At 54.4% G+C, this 17,618-nt stretch carries 15 protein-coding genes; 10 read left to right on the forward strand and 5 right to left on the reverse strand.

Annotated elements, in window-relative coordinates:
• Window positions 1-41: 41 nt before the first annotated feature.
• Entirely contained in the window at window positions 42-425 is a 384-nt protein-coding gene (locus E6C60_RS02265; RefSeq protein ID WP_138224275.1) for a VOC family protein, read from the reverse strand.
• 135 nt (window positions 426-560) lie between these two features.
• Between E6C60_RS02265 and E6C60_RS02270 the strand changes: the two genes are divergently transcribed.
• The 3 genes from E6C60_RS02270 to E6C60_RS21090 all read left to right on the forward strand — a co-directional run bounded on the left by E6C60_RS02270 (window position 561) and on the right by E6C60_RS21090 (window position 2,449).
• On the forward strand, window positions 561-977 hold the full coding sequence (locus E6C60_RS02270) for a pyridoxamine 5'-phosphate oxidase family protein (RefSeq protein WP_138227582.1): 417 nt from the start codon (window positions 561-563) through the stop codon (window positions 975-977).
• Between the two features lie 213 nt (window positions 978-1,190).
• Window positions 1,191-2,237 (forward strand): EAL domain-containing protein, encoded by a 1,047-nt coding sequence (locus E6C60_RS02275; protein WP_138224276.1) that lies wholly within the window; start codon window positions 1,191-1,193, stop codon window positions 2,235-2,237.
• 2 nt (window positions 2,238-2,239) lie between these two features.
• On the forward strand, window positions 2,240-2,449 hold the full coding sequence (locus tag E6C60_RS21090; RefSeq protein WP_208204503.1) for a hypothetical protein: 210 nt from the start codon (window positions 2,240-2,242) through the stop codon (window positions 2,447-2,449).
• A gap of 55 nt (window positions 2,450-2,504) precedes the next feature.
• Here E6C60_RS21090 and E6C60_RS02285 read toward each other — a convergent pair whose 3' ends face one another.
• The 3 genes from E6C60_RS02285 to E6C60_RS02295 all read right to left on the reverse strand — a co-directional run bounded on the left by E6C60_RS02285 (window position 2,505) and on the right by E6C60_RS02295 (window position 6,844).
• Complete coding sequence (locus E6C60_RS02285) at window positions 2,505-4,826, reverse strand: glycoside hydrolase family 65 protein (protein ID WP_138224277.1); 2,322 nt, start codon at window positions 4,824-4,826, stop codon at window positions 2,505-2,507.
• A 110-nt stretch (window positions 4,827-4,936) separates the two neighbouring features.
• Window positions 4,937-5,608, reverse strand: a complete 672-nt coding sequence (gene pgmB / locus E6C60_RS02290; RefSeq protein ID WP_138224278.1) for a beta-phosphoglucomutase — start codon at window positions 5,606-5,608, stop codon at window positions 4,937-4,939.
• 198 nt (window positions 5,609-5,806) lie between these two features.
• A complete protein-coding gene (locus E6C60_RS02295; RefSeq protein WP_138224279.1) occupies window positions 5,807-6,844 on the reverse strand; it encodes a LacI family DNA-binding transcriptional regulator in 1,038 nt (345 codons plus the stop codon).
• A 517-nt stretch (window positions 6,845-7,361) separates the two neighbouring features.
• On the opposite strand from E6C60_RS02295, the gene E6C60_RS02300 reads away from it, so the two are divergent.
• The 7 genes from E6C60_RS02300 to E6C60_RS02330 all read left to right on the forward strand — a co-directional run bounded on the left by E6C60_RS02300 (window position 7,362) and on the right by E6C60_RS02330 (window position 16,077).
• Window positions 7,362-9,095, forward strand: a complete 1,734-nt coding sequence (locus tag E6C60_RS02300) for an alpha-amylase family glycosyl hydrolase (protein WP_138224280.1) — start codon at window positions 7,362-7,364, stop codon at window positions 9,093-9,095.
• A 140-nt stretch (window positions 9,096-9,235) separates the two neighbouring features.
• A complete protein-coding gene (locus E6C60_RS02305) occupies window positions 9,236-9,910 on the forward strand; it encodes a response regulator transcription factor (protein WP_138224281.1) in 675 nt (224 codons plus the stop codon).
• Window positions 9,907-11,331 (forward strand): HAMP domain-containing sensor histidine kinase, encoded by a 1,425-nt coding sequence (locus E6C60_RS02310; RefSeq protein WP_233281106.1) that lies wholly within the window; start codon window positions 9,907-9,909, stop codon window positions 11,329-11,331. The genes E6C60_RS02305 and E6C60_RS02310 overlap by 4 nt, the downstream gene beginning before the upstream one ends.
• 64 nt (window positions 11,332-11,395) lie before the next feature.
• A complete protein-coding gene (locus tag E6C60_RS02315; RefSeq protein WP_243896204.1) occupies window positions 11,396-12,316 on the forward strand; it encodes an ABC transporter ATP-binding protein in 921 nt (306 codons plus the stop codon).
• Window positions 12,313-13,029, forward strand: coding sequence for an ABC transporter permease (locus E6C60_RS02320; RefSeq protein WP_138224282.1), 717 nt, complete (start codon window positions 12,313-12,315; stop codon window positions 13,027-13,029). The genes E6C60_RS02315 and E6C60_RS02320 overlap by 4 nt, the downstream gene beginning before the upstream one ends.
• A 2-nt stretch (window positions 13,030-13,031) precedes the next feature.
• Window positions 13,032-13,769 carry an ABC transporter permease gene (locus E6C60_RS02325; protein WP_175415153.1) on the forward strand — a complete coding sequence of 246 codons (738 nt, stop codon included), beginning with the start codon at window positions 13,032-13,034 and terminating at the stop codon, window positions 13,767-13,769.
• A gap of 115 nt (window positions 13,770-13,884) precedes the next feature.
• Entirely contained in the window at window positions 13,885-16,077 is a 2,193-nt protein-coding gene (locus tag E6C60_RS02330; RefSeq protein WP_138224283.1) for an alpha-galactosidase, read from the forward strand.
• Here the strand turns inward: E6C60_RS02330 and E6C60_RS02335 are convergent.
• Window positions 16,074-17,444 carry a hypothetical protein gene (locus E6C60_RS02335; RefSeq protein ID WP_138224284.1) on the reverse strand — a complete coding sequence of 457 codons (1,371 nt, stop codon included), beginning with the start codon at window positions 17,442-17,444 and terminating at the stop codon, window positions 16,074-16,076. The two genes, E6C60_RS02330 and E6C60_RS02335, sit on opposite strands and share 4 nt — an antisense overlap.
• Between the last annotated feature and the right edge of the window lie 174 nt (window positions 17,445-17,618).

The following is a 17,618-nucleotide window of genomic DNA, read 5'->3' on the forward strand; positions in this document are numbered from 1 at the left end:
GTTTCCGCTTGTCCAGCAAGCTCACCTTTTATAAGGAAGCGTTACCTCTGGAAGAATTCGATGCGCTCGCCTTCCGGCCCCTGAAAAAAGAAATAACGGCTTCCGTTCGGCAACGTAACGATGTCCTCATCCAGCTGGGGAACGTTCAATCCCTTTACGCGTGCGTACTCCTCTTCAATGTCGTCGGTGCTGACTGCAAAATGATGCACCTTGCCTTCCTCCGGAAGATTGTCGTTATAGCCTTGAATGAGCTCGACCTCTGTCTCCTCGTCGCCTTGAAAGCCAAGGAATGCAAGCTCGATGACGCCGTTGCTATGCATCATTCTTCCTTTCAGCTCCAGTCCGATGACCGAGGTATAAAAAGAAATGCTCTGATCCATGTCACGCACCATAATACCGACATGATCCAGTCGTTTTTTTGCCATGAGTGCCGCCTCCTTAAAATCTGAATGAACCAACAAGCCCAAGCATAGCATGTCAAATCGCACTGTCAAGGTTCATATCCGGGCAAACGGGTACACTATAGATACGATGTCTATTTTGGAAAGGAGCCATGCATGATGGACCATACTACATTAGAGAAGAAGATTGCTGAAGCGCTGAACCACAACAAATTTTGCTCATTCGCGACCGTGGAGGGCAACAAGCCCAAGGTTCGATATATGGCACTGTTTCATGATGGAGTGAACCTGCACCTGGCGACAGACCGTAAGACTCACAAGGTAGAAGAGCTGGAAGAGAATCCGAACGTTTACGTCCTGGCCGGCTATGAAGAGGGCGGCTCCAAGGACGTGATCGAGCTGCAGGGCATCGCCCGCGTTACCAAGCAGGAGCAGCTGCGCAATGAGCTGTGGAACGAGGATTTCAAGCGCTGGTTCAGCGGCCCGGATGATCCGGATTATGTCATTCTTGAAATCGAGGCGCAGCGCATTGAGTATACCCCTCACGGCGGGGAGCTGCAGGTATGGGAGAAGTAAGCAACGATTGATCAATAGCGAAGATTCGACAAAGGAAAGGCCTGCATATGCAGGTCTTTTTTCAAGTTATAGTTAAAACTTTACATCCTGCTGGGCAATAAGTATGATTAGGTTATACATAATTAATCCTTAAGACCTAACCGGTTGTTAAATATTTATGAGGGATTGTGTCGATAAAAAAGATATATAAACGATCTGCCTAGGAGGAATACGATGCAATGTGATAGCTGCTCCATACCAGAACCGATTGAGGATGAAGGATACGTTTACATACGGCCGGTGCTTTCGGAGGTGACCCTGCTGCTGGAGAGCGGCGGGCTAGCTGTGCGTGAGCATGAAGGCCGGTGCGTAGCAGCCTACCATAGCCGGGAGGACATTTTGTTTCTGATGCAGTCCATGAAGAAGCTGTCTGTTGGCCAGAGAGAAGAACTGGATCTGATGATTACCGGCAAAAAAGTTCGGCCCATTCGGGAGAAGTGGATTCCTTTGCGTCAGTTTGAGGAACGCCTGAAGCATTTTGACGTTGTGCAGATTATTACCGAGCAGCAGTTTACCAGCTTCATGCAGCCCATTGTTGACCGCAGCGGCAGCATTGTCGCCTATGAGTTCCTGCTCCGTCCAAGGGAGGGCGGGACGTACTTCCAGCCTTATCAGCTCTTCGAAACGGCGAGGGAGACGGGCCTGCACTCGTTCCTCGACCGCTCCGCCCGGATTTCGGCGATTGAGACGAGCGCGATGTGGCTCCCGAACGGCATCAAGCGCTTCGTGAACTTTCTGCCCTCCTCCATTTATAATCCCGATTATTGTCTGACTCATACGTTCCAAGCGATTAACCGCTTGAATCTTGATCCGGCGGACTTTGTATTTGAGGTGGTCGAGACTGAAAAGGTGGACAATGCCCAGCATCTTCAATCCATCTTTGAGGTTTACCGGCGCAATGGCATTTCCGTTGCGATGGACGATGTCGGCTCCGGCTACTCGACACTGGAGCAAATGGTGCTTCTGAAGCCTGATTATGTCAAGATTGATCGCAGCCTGATTGACCGCTGTGATGAAAGCGGGGAGAAGCAGCAGAAGCTGCGGATCATTACAGAGACGGCCAAGGGCTTCGGAGCCTATGTGCTGGCCGAAGGGATTGAACGACCGGAGGAGTTTCAATTCGCGCGCGAGATCGGCATGGATCTGGCACAGGGCTATCTGTTCGGCAAGCCTTCTCCGCAGCCGCCGCTGGATTACAACCGTACACGCAAGGCAACCTGAGCATGAGGGTCAAGCTGGAAGTCATCGCATCCACCGTAGAGGATGCGCTGCTCGCACAGCAGCGCGGCGCAGACCGGCTGGAGCTGATCATTCGGCAGCGCTGCAGCGGCTTGTTCAGCTGCTTCGGTAACGGAACAATAATTACAGCACCAAAAGGCGTATTGACAGGCTCCTCCAGGGAGCTTGTCAATACGCCTTTTGGTTTTGGTTAGGGGCTGAAGGCCCGGATGTCTGCCGAAATCGGGAGCAGAGGAGAAAAGAACAATCCTAGCTGCCTGCCTTCACTGTACGGGAAGCCTTGGCTTCACCGCGTCCCTCCAGATGGAAGTCCTGGCCGGCCGCCTTCAGTGTCACTGCCGTATCGGTTTCGTTCAGGATGACGATGTCCTGCTCGCTCACCTTGACATTCAGGCGGGCGCCGCGGAACATCACCTTGAAGGAGAAGGAGGTCCAGTGGCCGGGAACGAACGGATCCAGGTGCAGGACGCCGTCCCTTACCTTCAAGCCGCCGAAGCCGTGAACGACCGACATCCAGGTGCCTGCCATGCTGGTCGTATGGCAGCCGTCTTCGGTATCGTTGTTGTAGTTGTCCAGATCCAGGCGCGCCGTACGCAGGTACATCTCATACGCCTTCTCCTGATATCCCAGCTCACAGGCCAGAATGGAGTGGACACATGGGGAGAGCGAGGATTCATGGACAGTGAACGGCTCATAGAAATCGAAGTTCCGTTTTTTCGTTTCCAGATCATATCGGTCTCCCAGGAAGAACAGTCCCTGCAGCACATCGGCCTGCTTGATATACACAGAGCGCAGAATGCGGTCCCATGACCATTTCTGATTCAGGGGCAGGTGGGCAGGATCGAGGCTCTTCACCGGCAGCAGCTCTTTGTCCAGGAAGCCGTCCTGCTGCAGGAAAATGCCGCGCTCTGCATCCTCCGGATAGTACATCTTGTCGATGATATGACGCCATTGAGTCGTTTCCTCGTCCTTCAGCTCCAGCTTGGAGATCAGCTCTCCATAACGCTCCGGCTCCTCGCGCTGCAGCTGCTCCAGCACCTCCAGCGTATACTCCATCGTCCAGGACGCAATGCGGTTTGTGTACCAGTTATTATTGACGTTATTCTCATATTCGTTCGGTCCGGTAACACCGAGCATTACATACTGCTGCTTCACCTCAGAATACTGGACACGCTGCTCCCAGAAGCGTGAAATTTCCGCCAGCACCTCCAGGCCGTATTGGCCTAGGTACGCCGTATCCCCGGTGTAATTCACATAATTATAAATGGCATAAGCAATCGCGCCGTTACGGTGGATTTCCTCAAACGTAATTTCCCACTCATTGTGGCACTCCTCGCCGTTCATCGTCACCATCGGGTACAGCGCGCCTTTGGTGAAGCCCAGCTTCTTCGCGTTTTCTTTGGCTTTTTCCAGGTGCTTATAGCGGTAAATTAACAGATTGCGCGAGATGCCGGCATCCGCCGTGCTGAGATAGAACGGCAGACAATAGGCCTCGGTATCCCAGTAGGTGCTGCCGCCGTATTTCTCGCCGGTGAAGCCCTTGGGTCCGATGTTCAGGCGATCGTCCTCGCCGCTATAGGTCTGGTTCAGCTGAAAAATATTAAACCGGATCGCCTGCTGCGCCGCAACATCGCCCTCGATGACAATATCGCTTTCCTTCCATTTGTCGAGCCAGGCTGCCTTATGCTCGCGCTCCAGCTCACTGTAGCCGGCCTGAATAGCCTGCTCCAGCAGATGACGGGCCTGATCACTCAGCTGGCCCAGACCGTGATCACGCGAGGTGACATTGGCCACATATTTAAAGAGCGTAACTTCCTGGCCCTGACCAGCCTGAATGCTGAAGCGGCTGCCGACATATTTCTCTTTCTCTACGGCTTGAGGTGTGAGCGTGAGCTTCTCGCCGCTTCTTGCTGCCTCAAAGGTCATGGCAGAGGTCACGTGGAAATCCAGCTTTTTCGTCTTCACCGTCAGCACGGAGGTGGACTCCCCGGCTTCGCGGAACACCTCCAGCCAGAACTTCTCGTCATAGTTGGAATCCTTGTTCTTCACGTCACCGTCGAGGTAAGGCGTGAAGGTCAGGGTGCCTTCAAAATTCAGCGGGGTCACACTATAACGGATGCTGCCGATCTCATGGCGCACAATGCTGACAAAGCGGGAGGAGGAAACTCTCAGCTCCTTGCCATCCTCCAGCACCGCCGTAAAGCTGCGGGACAGAACGCCTTCCTTCATGTTCAAGGTCCGCACAAAATCCTTCACGGTGCACTGGAATATATCCAGCGGCGTCCCGTCGATCTCAACGTCAATGCCGATCCAGTTCGTGCTGTTCAGCACCTTGGCAAAATATTCAGGGTACCCGTTCTTCCACCAGCCGACGCGCGTCTTGTCAGGGTAGTAGACACCAGCCATATAGCTGCCTTGCAGCGATGGACCGCTGTACTGCTCCTCGAAATTGGCGCGCTGTCCCATATATCCGTTACCAATACTAAAAATACTTTCGGAAATTTCATGGTTATGCGGGTCAAAGCCTTCCTCGATAATCGACCATTCGTTCAGTTTCAAATATTGTTTCATGATCAACGGCTCCTTTATGAATGATAAGATTGCATATGTTATGCCATATCGGCAAATTGCATATCTGCGAAATCCAGGCTGCAAAAAAAGCTCGGCAGCACAAGCTGCGCTTATCTTGGAGCAGGGAGGTGTTCCAATTCCTTAAGCTGCTTCACAGAAAAGCCTGAGAGCGAGGACAGCACAAGGTCCGCCTGGCCCAGCTGGTCCGCCGAGCCGATCCCCACGCTGCGCATCCCGGCGCGGCGCGCAGCCTCAATCCCGGCCTCGGCATCCTCGAAGACGACCGCCTCCTCAGGCAGCACGCCCACCTCTTTGGCGCCCAAGAGAAATACCTCGGGGTCCGGCTTCGCGCTCACGGTCTTATTGCCGTCCACGATGGCGTCAAAATACGGGGTGAGGCCCGTGTGGTCCAGAATTGACATCGCATTCTTGCTGGCGGAGCCGAGAGCGACCTTGATGCCCTGTGATCTCAGAGCTTGAAGCAGCTCCAGCGCACCCGGTAAAATCTCCGAGGCATCCATACCCGAAATGTACTCCACATAGCGTTCATTCTTTGACTCCGCCAGTCGCAGCTTCTCCTCCTCCGTCAGCTCCAGTCCGCCGATGCTGAGCAGAATGTCCAGCGAGGCCATGCGGCTAACGCCCTTCAGCCGCTCGTTATCTTCTTCCGTAAAGGTGAAGCCCAGCTCTTGTGCGAGCTGCCTCCAGGCAATGTAATGGTATTTGGCGGTGTCTACAAGAACACCGTCCAGATCGAACAGACAGGCTTTAATCGGTGTCATAGGTTTCTCCTCCTTCAATGTCCATCCCGGCGACCCTGTAGGGTTAGTATGCTCGCCGGGCGCATAAATCAGATTTATTTTTATGTGCAAACGTTTGAACGAGCCTTAAAAATAATAGAAGCATTGATATGCTTCTATTTTGCTGCTTGCCCGGCTGGCAGTCTCTTGATCAGCCGGGCTGTGTCAGCCTGAGTCCAACTAGAGCGATCTCGGCATGGAGTACATGGACGATTCGCGAATCATAAGCCGGTGCGGAATGACATAGCGGTTCGGCAGCACCGAGCTTCCATCATGACGAATGTTCTGGATCAGCGCCTGAGATGCGGTATAGCCCAGATTGTAAATGCCGATATCTACGCTGCTTAGCGGCGGGGTAGACAGCTCCGTAAGCGAAATGTTGTTAAAGCTTATAATAGATACGTCCTCCGGCACCTTATAGCCCAGCTCATGCAGGCCGCGCAGCACACCGAAGGAGACAATGTCATCCACGATGACGAGCGCTGTCGGGCGTTCCGGCAGATTCATAAAGAAGGACATGGCGCGGTAGCCGCTGTCCTGCAGAAATTCTCCCTCGACGATCCAGTCCTTGCGCATTGCAATTCCGCAATCAGACAGTGCCCGATTGTACCCTTCCAGCCGGTCCTTGGACACAACCAGATTCGGAGGACCGCTGACAAAGCCGATCCGCTCATGCCCTTGAGCAATGAGATGCCGGGTCGCATCATAGGCAGCCTGCACGTTGTCGGTATCGACGGACAAAATATCGGGGTAGCTGTCGCTTCGACCGACCAGTACGAACGGGTAATCATGAGTTTTCAGAAAATTGACGACCGGGTCGTCCTGGCGGGAGTACAGCAGGATTGCGCCGTCTACCCGGCGTCCGTGCAGCAGGCGCGATACCGCTTCAACCTCTTCCTTCTCATTGCCGCCCGAGCTGATCAGAACATCATACCCGGCGCGGTTGGCCTGGGCTACAATCCCCCGGATCAGCTCCATGAAGAACAGGTTGAGGAACAGCTCCTCAGCGGGCTTGGGCAGGATCACGCAAATGCTTTCGGTCGTTTTGGAAACGAGGCTTTTGGCCATAATATTCGGGTGGTAGCCGAGCTCTTCCATAATATCCTTGACGCGGCGAGAGGTTTCTCTGCTGATTCTGGGATGATTGGAAAGCACCCGGGAAACCGTGGAAGGAGATACGCCCGCCTTTTTAGCAACATCTTTAATTGTTACAGACATGATAACCTCCTCCGGTGGAACCGTTTGCCTAAGTTATAGTCACTCATTGAAATAGATTAAAAGTGAAGCTGAAATCAAGCGATTGAATGTACGGCGGCTGTAATAGGATGTCACTGCCTAGCCTTTGTTGATGCCCATTTACAAATTAAACGGTTACATACTGTTATCTTATCGCGTATTCCGGTACTTGTAAATACATGCAGCACCGGTCCGGTTCAGGAAGATAACGTTTGAAAAACAAAGAATTATGCTGATTTCAAGTGATTGAATGAGATCGGGAGGGTTTGTGCAGACACACTTCAACAGAAATTTTGTGCAAACGGTTTAACATTAGCGTGAATTAAGGTAAGATAGAAATGGAATTGAAAGCGAATTAACAAGGAATAGAAAGCGGATACAAAGGGTGGTTTGAGATCTTATTCAAGCTGAATCAGCGAAAGAAAGACTTGATGAGTGACTGAAGCTATGTGTCTAAGCAATCGTTTGCACCATTTTATAGCGAAAGGAAGAACAAGGGATGACGGTGAAGAGCAAACAGAGACAGGCAACGCGAAAATGGGCGGCAGCGGCGCTCTCGGCCCTTCTGGCAGGCGGGATTGTGACGGGGTGCGGCAGCGGGAAGGAAGCAGGAGAGCCGGAGGGTGAGATGGGAACGGCAGTGGAGCAGCCGGCGGCAGAGAAGGCCGCTCCCGCTGAAGGCGGTGCCGGAGCAGGAGAAGGACAGGAAAGCGGTGCGGCGGCAGCTGTGGATGAACAGCCGTCCGAGGTGTATTATGAGATTTTTGTGAGGTCCTTTGCGGATTCGAACGGAGACGGCATTGGGGATCTGAACGGCATCATCAGCAAGCTGGACTACCTGAACGACGGCAAGCCCGAAACGACGGATGATCTTGGCGTCACCGGAATCTGGCTGATGCCGGTTAATCCGTCTCCGTCCTATCATGGATATGATGTCACAGACTACCGGAATATTCATCCGGAGTATGGCACGCTGGAGGATTTCCGGCGCCTGATGGACGAAGCACACAAGCGGGGAATCAAGATCATTATGGATCTGGTCGTGAACCACTCCAGTGTGGAGCATCCCTGGTTTCTGGAAGCTTCATCAGACGTGAGCTCGGATCAACGAGACTGGTATGTATGGGCAGAGGATCAGGGAAAAGAGCCGACCGGCGTCAGCGCAGCCGGTGGAGGCAACCCATGGCATGAGAAGAACGGAGCGCATTACCTCGGTATTTTTTGGGGCGGCATGCCGGATTTGAACCTGGACAATCCAGATGTTCAGAAGGAAATGAAGGACATCGGGCAGTTCTGGCTGAAGCAGGGTGTGGATGGATTTCGCCTCGATGCAGCGAAGCATATTTACGAGGACCTGGCGGCAGATAAGTCTGAAAGCACCACAGCCAAGAATACCGCTTGGTGGCAGGATTTCCGCAAGAGCATGGATGAGGTGAATCCGGATGCATATATTGTGGGCGAGGTGTGGGAGAATTCAGCGGCCTCCATTGCTCCGTATCTTCATCAGGCGTTTGACTCCGGATTTAACTTTGGCCTGGCGGAGAAAATTTTGAGTGCCGTTCAGAGCGGCAAAGACAATAATCTGGCCTTTACGCTGGAGCGGACCTATGGCCTGTTCAGCAAAGTGTCCGGGGGGCAGTTTACGGATGCCGTATTCCTCGCGAACCATGATCAGAACCGGGTGATGACGCAGCTGCGGAATCAGGAGGAGCAAGCGAAGATGGCGGCCGGCATTCTGCTGACTCTGCCAGGAAATCCATTCATCTATTACGGCGAAGAGATCGGCATGCAGGGGGCGAAGCCGGATGAGCGCATTCGTGAGCCCATGGTCTGGTCAAGCGGGGAGAAGGATGCTGCCCAGACGAATTGGGAGCCGATGACCTTCAATGGCAGCGGCCGCACGGAGGGGGTCAGTGAGCAGCTGCAGCGTGAAGACTCTTTGCTGGTACGCTACCGGAATCTTATTCGCTGGCGTAACGACCTTCCTGCGCTGCGGGACGGGAACATCGGACAGTACGCCTCTGGTCATGGCAGCGTCATGGCATATACCCGAAGCACGGAGAAGCTGCAGGCGCTCGTGATGCATAACCTGTCAGGAGACGAGGTCCGGATTACGCTCGATGAAGCTGCAGCCGGCGGCTTCACAACGCTGTCCCGCTCCACCTCGGAGCAAGCGGTGCTGCAGGGCCGTGAGCTGAGCCTGCCGGGATACACCACGGTAGTGCTGGAATAATGGAAGGAGCCTGACTCAGTGCGCAAGGAGAGTCAGGCTCTTTTTGATGTTGCGCTGAGCCAGTGATCAGCTCACAAGGTAGTCTTTACGTGCATGCTATAATGCATAGCAGATGGTGAGATGAAGGAGGATCAACTCAAGTGAACAGAAGCTTGTTATACATAGAAGATGATCGCGATATTGCCCAGTGGGTCAGCAGCTTTTTGCAAGAAAGAGGGTACAGCGTTGTGTGGCTGAGAAGCGGTGAGCGGGCTATAGAGAGCGCAAAAGACTGCAGTCTGGCCATCCTGGACGTGATGCTGCCAGGACTTGACGGCTTTACAGTGGGTCAGCGCTTGAAAAAAGCCTGTCCCGGTCTTCCGATCCTGCTGCTCACGGCACGAACCTCCATTGATGACAAGCTTGAAGGTCTCCAGTTCGCGGACGACTATCTCACGAAACCGTTTCATCCGGATGAGCTGGCGGCCAGAATCGAAGTGCTGCGGCGGCGTTTCTCGGTATCCTCCCCTGAGCCAGCCATACTGCAGCACCTAAAGGTATATGAGGAAGAGAACCGGGTGGTGAATATCGAGAGCGGCGAAGAAGTCATGCTTACCGGCAAGCAGTTTCAGATATTCAAGTACTTGTTACGCCATCAGGGCCGGGTGATGACCAAAGAGCAAATCTATGAGGCCGTGTGGGGGGAGTCCTATATTGAAGGAGACAAGACCCTGATGGTGCATATTCGATATTTGCGTGAAAAGCTGGAAAACGACCCTGCCGCTCCTACCGTTATCGAAACTGTACGTGGATTAGGCTACAGGGTGCGGTCATGACACGGCTGCCTTGGCAGCGGAAGAGAAGAGGCTACCGGAACTCGCTCACATCCCGCTATCTGCTGATTGTATGCATTGCGATGCTCTTTTTACCGATTGTATTTCCGTTGAGCGGCGTGATGTATGGGTATGTGAACGATTTAATACAGAACGAAGCGGTATCCAAGGACGAGCGCTACACCAATGGAGTGGAGCTGGAAACTTTATGGCACGCGGAAGCAGAAGCATTGAATACTGCTTCTCCCACCGAGATTGAAGAGCGGCTCGTCCAGCTGAAGGATATGTATCCGGAGGCATCGATGTTCTGGGTAGATGGGGAGAACCGGACCCGGCTGACGCTTTCGAACGGGGAGTCTGTGCCAGCGCTGTGGTCAGCGGTTGAGGCGGTAGCTTTTATGAAGCGGGCGGTGAACGGAGATCCCTTTACCTCTGTCGCTTTTATAGGGGGCGAATGGAGCAGCGGCCAGGGTTTTATGGTTATTCAGCTTCCGCGTAAACATCTCTATCAGAGCGCCAATAGCAGCGGAGAGTCCATCCTGTACTTCATTCTGCTCATGCTGATAGCCCTGATGTTTATCGTAATCTCCTGGCTGTTTTTTGTCCGGATTCGTAAAAGGCTGCTTCGCCTTCGGGATGCGATGACCTCCTCCAATGACCATGCGCTGCCAGAGCCGGTTGTGATGCACAGATCCGATGAGATTGGTCAGCTGGAGGCTGGCTATAACGCTATGGTAGAGCAGCTTGCGAAAAGCAGGCACCGGGAGCAGGAGGAGGCGGAGCTGCGGAAGTCACTGATTGCCAACTTGTCGCATGATCTCCGCACTCCGCTGACCGTGATCCGCAGCCATATTTTTTCAATGGAGCAGGAAGCCTTGTCAATCAACGGCCGTAAATCACTGCATCTGATGGAATCCAAAATCCAAGACCTGGGAGCATTGATCGACAATCTTCTCTCTTATAGCTTGCTGACGAGCGGCAAAGTGCTTTTGGAGCGGGAACCCCTTGACCTTTTGCGGCTCGTTCGGGAAAGCGCGGCGGCCTGGTATCCTCTCTGGGAGAAGGAGGGGATTGAGCTGGACATCGAGCTGCAGGACGGAGCCTGGGTGTGGAGGATCGACGAGCTCTGGTTCAAGCGTCTGCTGGATAATCTGTTCCAAAATGTAGTCCGTCATGCTAAAGGCGGCGGTTATATTGGCATTCATAGGACCGTGCTTGATAACGGGGTACAGGCGCTGTTGATCAGCGACAAGGGTCCGGGAATGGATGCAAAAACGCCGGGAACGGGGTCTGGAATAGGCCTGGCCATCGTTCATTTTTTGGCGAAAGAAATGGAAGTTGACTGTCAAATCCAATCCGGGACGCAAGGGACGGTGTTTACGTTGTCGCAGCCAGCAGGACGTGAGGGAGGACGTGAATTTTAATCTAATTTTAAACAGGGAGGCAACCGGTATTTAACCTTGGAGCTTTAAAGTGAATTCCGAGGTGATGAATGTGGCTGAATGGGTTATTGAAACCAAAGGGCTGACCAAAATGTACAAAAAGCGTGCCGTCGTGGATCAGGTGAATCTGCAAATTGCGAAGGGAGATATTTACGGTTTTCTGGGACCGAACGGGGCGGGGAAGACGACCACCATCCGCATGCTGCTGGGCTTGATCCAGCCGACACACGGTGTCATTGAGATATTCGGCCGGGATTTGAAGAAGGAAAAGCTGACTATTTTAAGGCGGACAGGTTCGCTCGTAGAGTCCCCTTCTTATTACGGACATCTGAGCGCTGTTGAAAATCTGGAAGCACTTCGCCGCATTCTGGCGGTGCCTAAACAACGGATTGACGAGGTGCTGGACATGGTCTCACTGACCCGGGAAGCCAAGCGGCCGGTTAAAGGATATTCGCTTGGAATGAAGCAGCGGCTCGGTATTGCCGCTTCGCTGCTGGGCAGTCCTGAGCTGCTTATTCTGGACGAGCCGACGAACGGGCTGGATCCCGCCGGCATTCAGGAGATTCGGGAGCTGATCGTAAGCATGCCCATGCAATACGGGGTCACGGTTCTCGTATCCAGCCACCTGTTAAGCGAAATTGAATTAATGGCTGGCCGGGTCGGGATTATTCGAGAAGGCAAACTGGTCTATCAGGACACCGTACGTAAGCTGGTATCCCAAGCCTCCGAGGGCTTTACGTTCAGCGTATCTGATCCTGAAGATGCGCTGGGACTCGCTTTGAAGCTGGGATGCCGTGGCAGGCTGCGGGCCGGTATGCTGGACCTTGCACCGATGCCGGATGTCCAAGTAGCCGATGTCGTTCGGCAGCTGGTAGAACAGCACCATATGGTATACCGGGTGGAGGAGAAGCGCAGGTCGCTGGAGGACATCTTTATGGAGATCGTCGGAAAGGGAAACAGCTTATGATGAGCCGGGCGTTATTTGCGGAAGAGCTGAAGATCCGGGGGAAGGGCATCTGGCTGCTGGCCGTGATTGGTCCCATCGGACTCATTGGCATGCAGGCGCTGAATTACGGACTGCGTTTCGATTACTTGATGAAGGCTTATGCTGCGGATATGTGGGGCGGTCTGCTGGAGAACATCTTTAGCTTTGTGCCCATTGCCCTCATTCTGGGGGCGGCATTACTCAGCTCGCTACTGGCCAATGTGGAGCACCAGCACAGCTCCTGGAAGCAGCTGCTGGCTTTGCCGATCAGCCGGACCGCGGTGTTTAGTTCAAAATTTGTGGTACTTTGTATATTGCTATGCTTCTCATGTGCGCTGCTGTTCGTCGGTATCATTGGTCTGGGCCTCATGCTCGGAATGCCAGTGAATGAGATGCCGGTCTATGACATTCTGCGGATTAGCTTCGCGCCGCTAGCGGGGACGCTGCCGCTGCTTGCCATCCAGCTGTGGATGTCCATTCATCTCAAGAATCAAGGCATCCCTGTCAGCATCGGTGTAACGGCAGCGATTGTGTCCTTGTTTGCCATCCAGTTGCCGGACTATGCTCCGCTGAAGTGGCCGCTGCTGGCTTATCAGGGTCCCGGACAAGGCAAAGTGATTGGAGCCGGCCTGGTCCTGAGTGCGTTAATCGGCCTGGCAGGAGCGATTCATTTCCACCGAAAGGATGTAGACTAGGCATGATGACGTATTACTTCAGAGCTCTGTCATCCGAATGGCTGAAGCTGTCCTCTTCTCGAATTTGGCTGCATCTGCTGCTCAGTCCCTTGCTGGCTCTGCTGATCAGCATCGGAAATGGAGCTCCCGAAAGCGACATGCCTTGGCATGTTCTGGCAGGAACGATGACAAGCGTGCACGCCTTGCTCTTCCTGCCGATCTTGACCGGGATATTTGGAGCGATGATATGCCGCTACGAGCATGCCAGCGGCGGATGGAAGCAGCTGCTGGTGACTCCGGTTTCCCGCACGGCGCTATATTGCGCCAAGCTCACCGTCGTGGCTATTCTTATTGGCGGAGTGCAGCTTCTGTTTCTGGCAGCGGTGTTCAGTGCAGGCTGGTATTATGGCGTGCATGCCCCCTTACCTTGGGATATGCTGTCAACAAGCTTGCTTGGGGGCTGGGCAGCCTGTCTGCCGCTGGCGGCCTTACAGCTGTTATTATCTACAATCTGGAGCAGCTTTGCTGCTCCGCTAGCTCTGAATGTGGTGTTTACTATTCCGAATATGCTTGTGGCGAACTCGGTGCAGTACGCTCCCTACTATCCATGGGCCCAGCCACTGCTGGCGATGGTGCCGTCAGGGGAAACAGGCTTCGGAGCGTTTGTAGTACCGCTGCAAACATGGATGCTTATGGTGATGGGCGGATTCATATTGTTTTTTGCTGCCGGACTGGTCTATATCCAGCGAAAAGAAGTATAGGGAAAGGCAATATGACACAAAAGTCCATACAGAGAATCACTTCAATGAAGTTACTTCTCCTGGATAAGCTAGTAGAATGAAGTCATGCTCATCCTATTATTCAGGAGGTATATTGATGCCTATTTATGTTGACAAGAACCATGAATTGTTTCATCTTCAATCCAAAAACTCCAGCTATATCATTCAAATTGTCCGGGGCTACGCAGCCCATGTCTATTATGGTCCCAAGCTTCGCCAGGGCAGCAATCTGGGAGGGATGCTGAAATATGAGCTTCGTTCCTCATTCACTCCGAACACGGTTCCGGATGACAAAACGATCTCATTAGATACGCTTCCACAGGAATATCCGCAGTATGGATCCAGTGATTTCCGAAGTCCAGGATACCAGGTGAAGCTAGAGAACGGCTCCCGGATTACGGAGCTGGTTTATGAATCGCATGCCATTTATGCTGGGAAGCCCGAGCTTGAAGGACTGCCAGCCGTTTATGTCGAGCAGGAACGCGAGGCGGAGACGCTGGAGCTGACGCTTGCCGATCACGTTACAGGACTGAAGGTAGTGCTGTGCTATTCGGTGTTTGCAGATTTCAGCGCGATCACACGCTCGGTTCGGTTCGAGAACGGGGGAGAAGAGACGCTTGCCCTGGAGCGCGCGCTTAGCGCTTCCCTGGATTTTGCGGACAGCCGATATGAGGTATTGTATTTGTCCGGGGCATGGGCCCGCGAGCGCCATATTCAGCGCCGCAGACTGGCACCGGGAAGCACTTCAATCGGCAGCCGGCGGGGCTCCAGCTCGCATCAACTGAACCCGTTCATGGCGCTGGTTCGCCCGGAGACCACAGAGCATACAGGCGATGCATATGGCTTCAGCCTTGTATACAGCGGCAGCTTTATGGCGGAGGCTGAGGTGGAGCAGTTCGGGATGGCACGGCTGCAGATCGGAATGAATCCGTTTGATTTCTCCTGGCAGCTGAATCCGGGAGAAGGGTTTCAGACCCCGGAAGCCGTGCTAGTCTATTCGGACGAGGGGCTGGGCGGGATGTCCCGCGAGTATCACCGTTTGTACCGCACCCGTCTGTGCCGGGGCGTTCACCGCGACCGGGAGCGGCCGATTCTGATCAACAACTGGGAAGCGACTTATTTTGATTTCAATGCAGATAAGATTGAGGAGATCGCCAAAGCGGGCAGTGAGCTGGGGATTGAGCTGTTCGTGCTGGATGACGGATGGTTTGGACGCCGGGACAAGGACAACAGCTCGCTTGGAGACTGGTATGAGGATCGGCGGAAGCTGCCGGGCGGCCTGGCGGATCTGGCGGAGCGGGTACGGGCGACGGGGCTGCAGTTTGGCCTCTGGTTTGAGCCGGAGATGGTATCTCCGGACAGTGACCTGTACCGGAGTCATCCGGACTGGTGCCTCCATGTGCCGAACCGCCGGCGGACGGAAGCCCGCGAGCAGCTGATTTTGGATATGTCGCGGGAGGATGTCCGGGCGTATGTGTATGAGCGGCTGAGTGATATTTTTAGAAACGTACCGATCTCTTATGTGAAATGGGATATGAACCGCAACATGACGGAGATTGGCTCGGCGGCGCTGCCTGCACATTTGCAGCGGGAAACGGCGCATCGTTATATGCTGGGGCTTTACGGGCTGCTGGAGCGGATTACAACAGAGTTTCCGGATATTTTGTTCGAGAGCTGCTCCGGCGGCGGCGGACGCTTTGATCCCGGCATTCTGTACTACATGCCCCAGACCTGGACGAGTGACAATACGGACGCCGTTGAGCGCCTGAAAATCCAATACGGAACGAGTCTGGTATATCCGGTATCCACGATGGGAGCGCATGTGTCGGCTGTGCCGAACCATCAGGTGGAGCGGACGACCTCGCTTTCGTTCCGCGGCGATGTGGCCATGTCTGGCAACTTCGGCTATGAGCTGGATCTGACCCGCTGGACGGAGGAAGAGAAGGAGATTGCAGCACAGCAGGTCAAGGATTACAAAGAAATCCGCGGCCTGGTTCAGCAGGGCGATCTGTACCGGCTGCTGAGCCCGTTCGAGGGTAATGAGACGGCGTGGATGTTCGTGAGCCCGGACAAAAGCGAAGCACTGGTGTTCTATTTCAAGGTGCTGGCTGAGCCAAACGGTCCACTGCAGCGCGTCCAGCTGGCAGGGCTGGATGCCGGCAAGGACTACCAGATAGGAGCCGATGGAGAAGTGATGGGCGGCGACCGGCTTATGGCTGCCGGACTGCCCGTGTCCTCCCTGCATGGCGATTTCTCCAGCATGTGGGTGCGGTTGAAGGCTGTGAATTAGCGGACGCTTACCCTAACTGGCGGGGCCGCCCCTGAAGATGTCATATCTTTGGGGGCGGCCCCTCTTTGTGTCCTCGGGTAGAGGAAGCGCTCCATGCGCCCGCATGCTGCCCCTGCGCCAAATGAACGCGAAAAACCGAACACATTGCGTTCGTATGCCGCCCCCGCGCCAAATGAATGCGAAAAACCGAACCCGATGCGCCCGCATGCCGCCCCTGCGCCAAACGAACGCGAAAAACCGAACTCAATGCGTCCGTATGCCGTCCCCGCGCCAAACGAATGCGAAAAACCGAACACGATGCGTCCGGCTGCCGCCCCCGCGCCAAACGAACGCGAAAAACCGAACTCAATGCGTCCGTATGCTGCCCCCGCGCCAAACGAACGCGAAAAACCGAACTCAATGCGCCCGCATGCCGCCCCCGCGCCAAACGAATGCGAAAAACCGAACTCGATGCGTCGCTGGCGTGGATCTGGAGTAGATGAACGCGAAAAACAGAACACGATGCGTTCGCCTGCCGCCCCCGCGCCAAACGAATGCGAAAAACCGAACCCGATGCGTCCGCCTGCCGCCACGGCGCCAAACGAACGCGAAAAACCGAACCCGATGCGTCCGGCTGCCGCCCCCGCGCCAAACGAACGTGAAAAACTAAACTCGATGCGTTCGCCTGCCGCCCCCGCGCCAAACGAATGCGAAAAACCGAACACATTGCGTCCGTATGCCGCCCCCGCGCCAAACGAACGCGAAAAACCGAACACGATGCGTCCGGCTGTCGTCCCCGCGCCAAACGAACGTGAAAAACCGAACACATTGCGTTCGTATGTCGTCCCCGCGCCAAACGAACGCGAAAAACCGAACACGATGCGTCCGGCTGCCGCCCCCGCGCCAAACGAATGCGAAAAACCGAACTCGATGCGTTCGTATGCCGCCCCCGCGCCAAACGAACGCGAAAAACCTAACACATTGCGTCCGTATGCCGCCCCCGCGCCAAACGAACGCGAAAAACCGAACACATTGCGTTCGCCTGCCGCCCCCGCGCCAAACGAACGCGAAAAACTAAACTCGATGCGCCCGCATGTCGCCCCCGCGCCAAACGAACGCGAAAAACTGAACTCATTGCGTCCGTATGTCGCCCCCGCGCCAAACGAACGCGAAAAACTAAACTCGATGCGCCCGCATGTCGCCCCCGCGCCAAACGAACGCGAAAAACTGAACTCGATGCGTCGCTGTGGCGGATATGGAGTAAATGAACGCGAAAAACCGAACACGATGTGCCACTGGCGTGGATCTGGAGTAGATGAACGCGAAAAACTGAACTCGATGCGCCACTGTGGCGGATATGGAGTAAACGAATGCGAAAAACCGAACACGATGCGACCGCATGCTGCATCCGGCCAAATGAACGCGAAAAACCGAACCCGATGCGTCCGTATGCCGTCCCCGCGCTAAACGAACGCGAAAAACCGATCGCAAGCGAGCGACGTCGCAGCCGATGAAGACAAAAAAACCCCAGCAATCAAACTCATTGCTGGGGCAGATGGGGC

It is taken from the genome of Paenibacillus algicola, assembly GCF_005577435.1.
GTDB classification, from domain to species: Bacteria; Bacillota; Bacilli; order Paenibacillales; family Paenibacillaceae; genus Paenibacillus_AQ; species Paenibacillus_AQ algicola.

Coding starts and splice junctions, on each gene's coding strand:
- E6C60_RS02270 (WP_138227582.1), top strand. CDS start 561: ATGGACCATACTACATTAGAGAAGAAGATTGCTGAAGCGCTGAACCAC.
- E6C60_RS21090 (WP_208204503.1), top strand. CDS start 2,240: ATGAGGGTCAAGCTGGAAGTCATCGCATCCACCGTAGAGGATGCGCTG.
- E6C60_RS02295 (WP_138224279.1), bottom strand. CDS start 6,844: ATGTCTGTAACAATTAAAGATGTTGCTAAAAAGGCGGGCGTATCTCCT.
- E6C60_RS02300 (WP_138224280.1), top strand. CDS start 7,362: ATGACGGTGAAGAGCAAACAGAGACAGGCAACGCGAAAATGGGCGGCA.
- E6C60_RS02285 (WP_138224277.1), bottom strand. CDS start 4,826: ATGAAACAATATTTGAAACTGAACGAATGGTCGATTATCGAGGAAGGC.
- E6C60_RS02320 (WP_138224282.1), top strand. CDS start 12,313: ATGATGAGCCGGGCGTTATTTGCGGAAGAGCTGAAGATCCGGGGGAAG.
- E6C60_RS02265 (WP_138224275.1), bottom strand. CDS start 425: ATGGCAAAAAAACGACTGGATCATGTCGGTATTATGGTGCGTGACATG.
- pgmB (WP_138224278.1), bottom strand. CDS start 5,608: ATGACACCGATTAAAGCCTGTCTGTTCGATCTGGACGGTGTTCTTGTA.
- E6C60_RS02275 (WP_138224276.1), top strand. CDS start 1,191: ATGCAATGTGATAGCTGCTCCATACCAGAACCGATTGAGGATGAAGGA.
- E6C60_RS02315 (WP_243896204.1), top strand. CDS start 11,396: ATGAATGTGGCTGAATGGGTTATTGAAACCAAAGGGCTGACCAAAATG.
- E6C60_RS02310 (WP_233281106.1), top strand. CDS start 9,907: ATGACACGGCTGCCTTGGCAGCGGAAGAGAAGAGGCTACCGGAACTCG.
- E6C60_RS02330 (WP_138224283.1), top strand. CDS start 13,885: ATGCCTATTTATGTTGACAAGAACCATGAATTGTTTCATCTTCAATCC.
- E6C60_RS02325 (WP_175415153.1), top strand. CDS start 13,032: ATGATGACGTATTACTTCAGAGCTCTGTCATCCGAATGGCTGAAGCTG.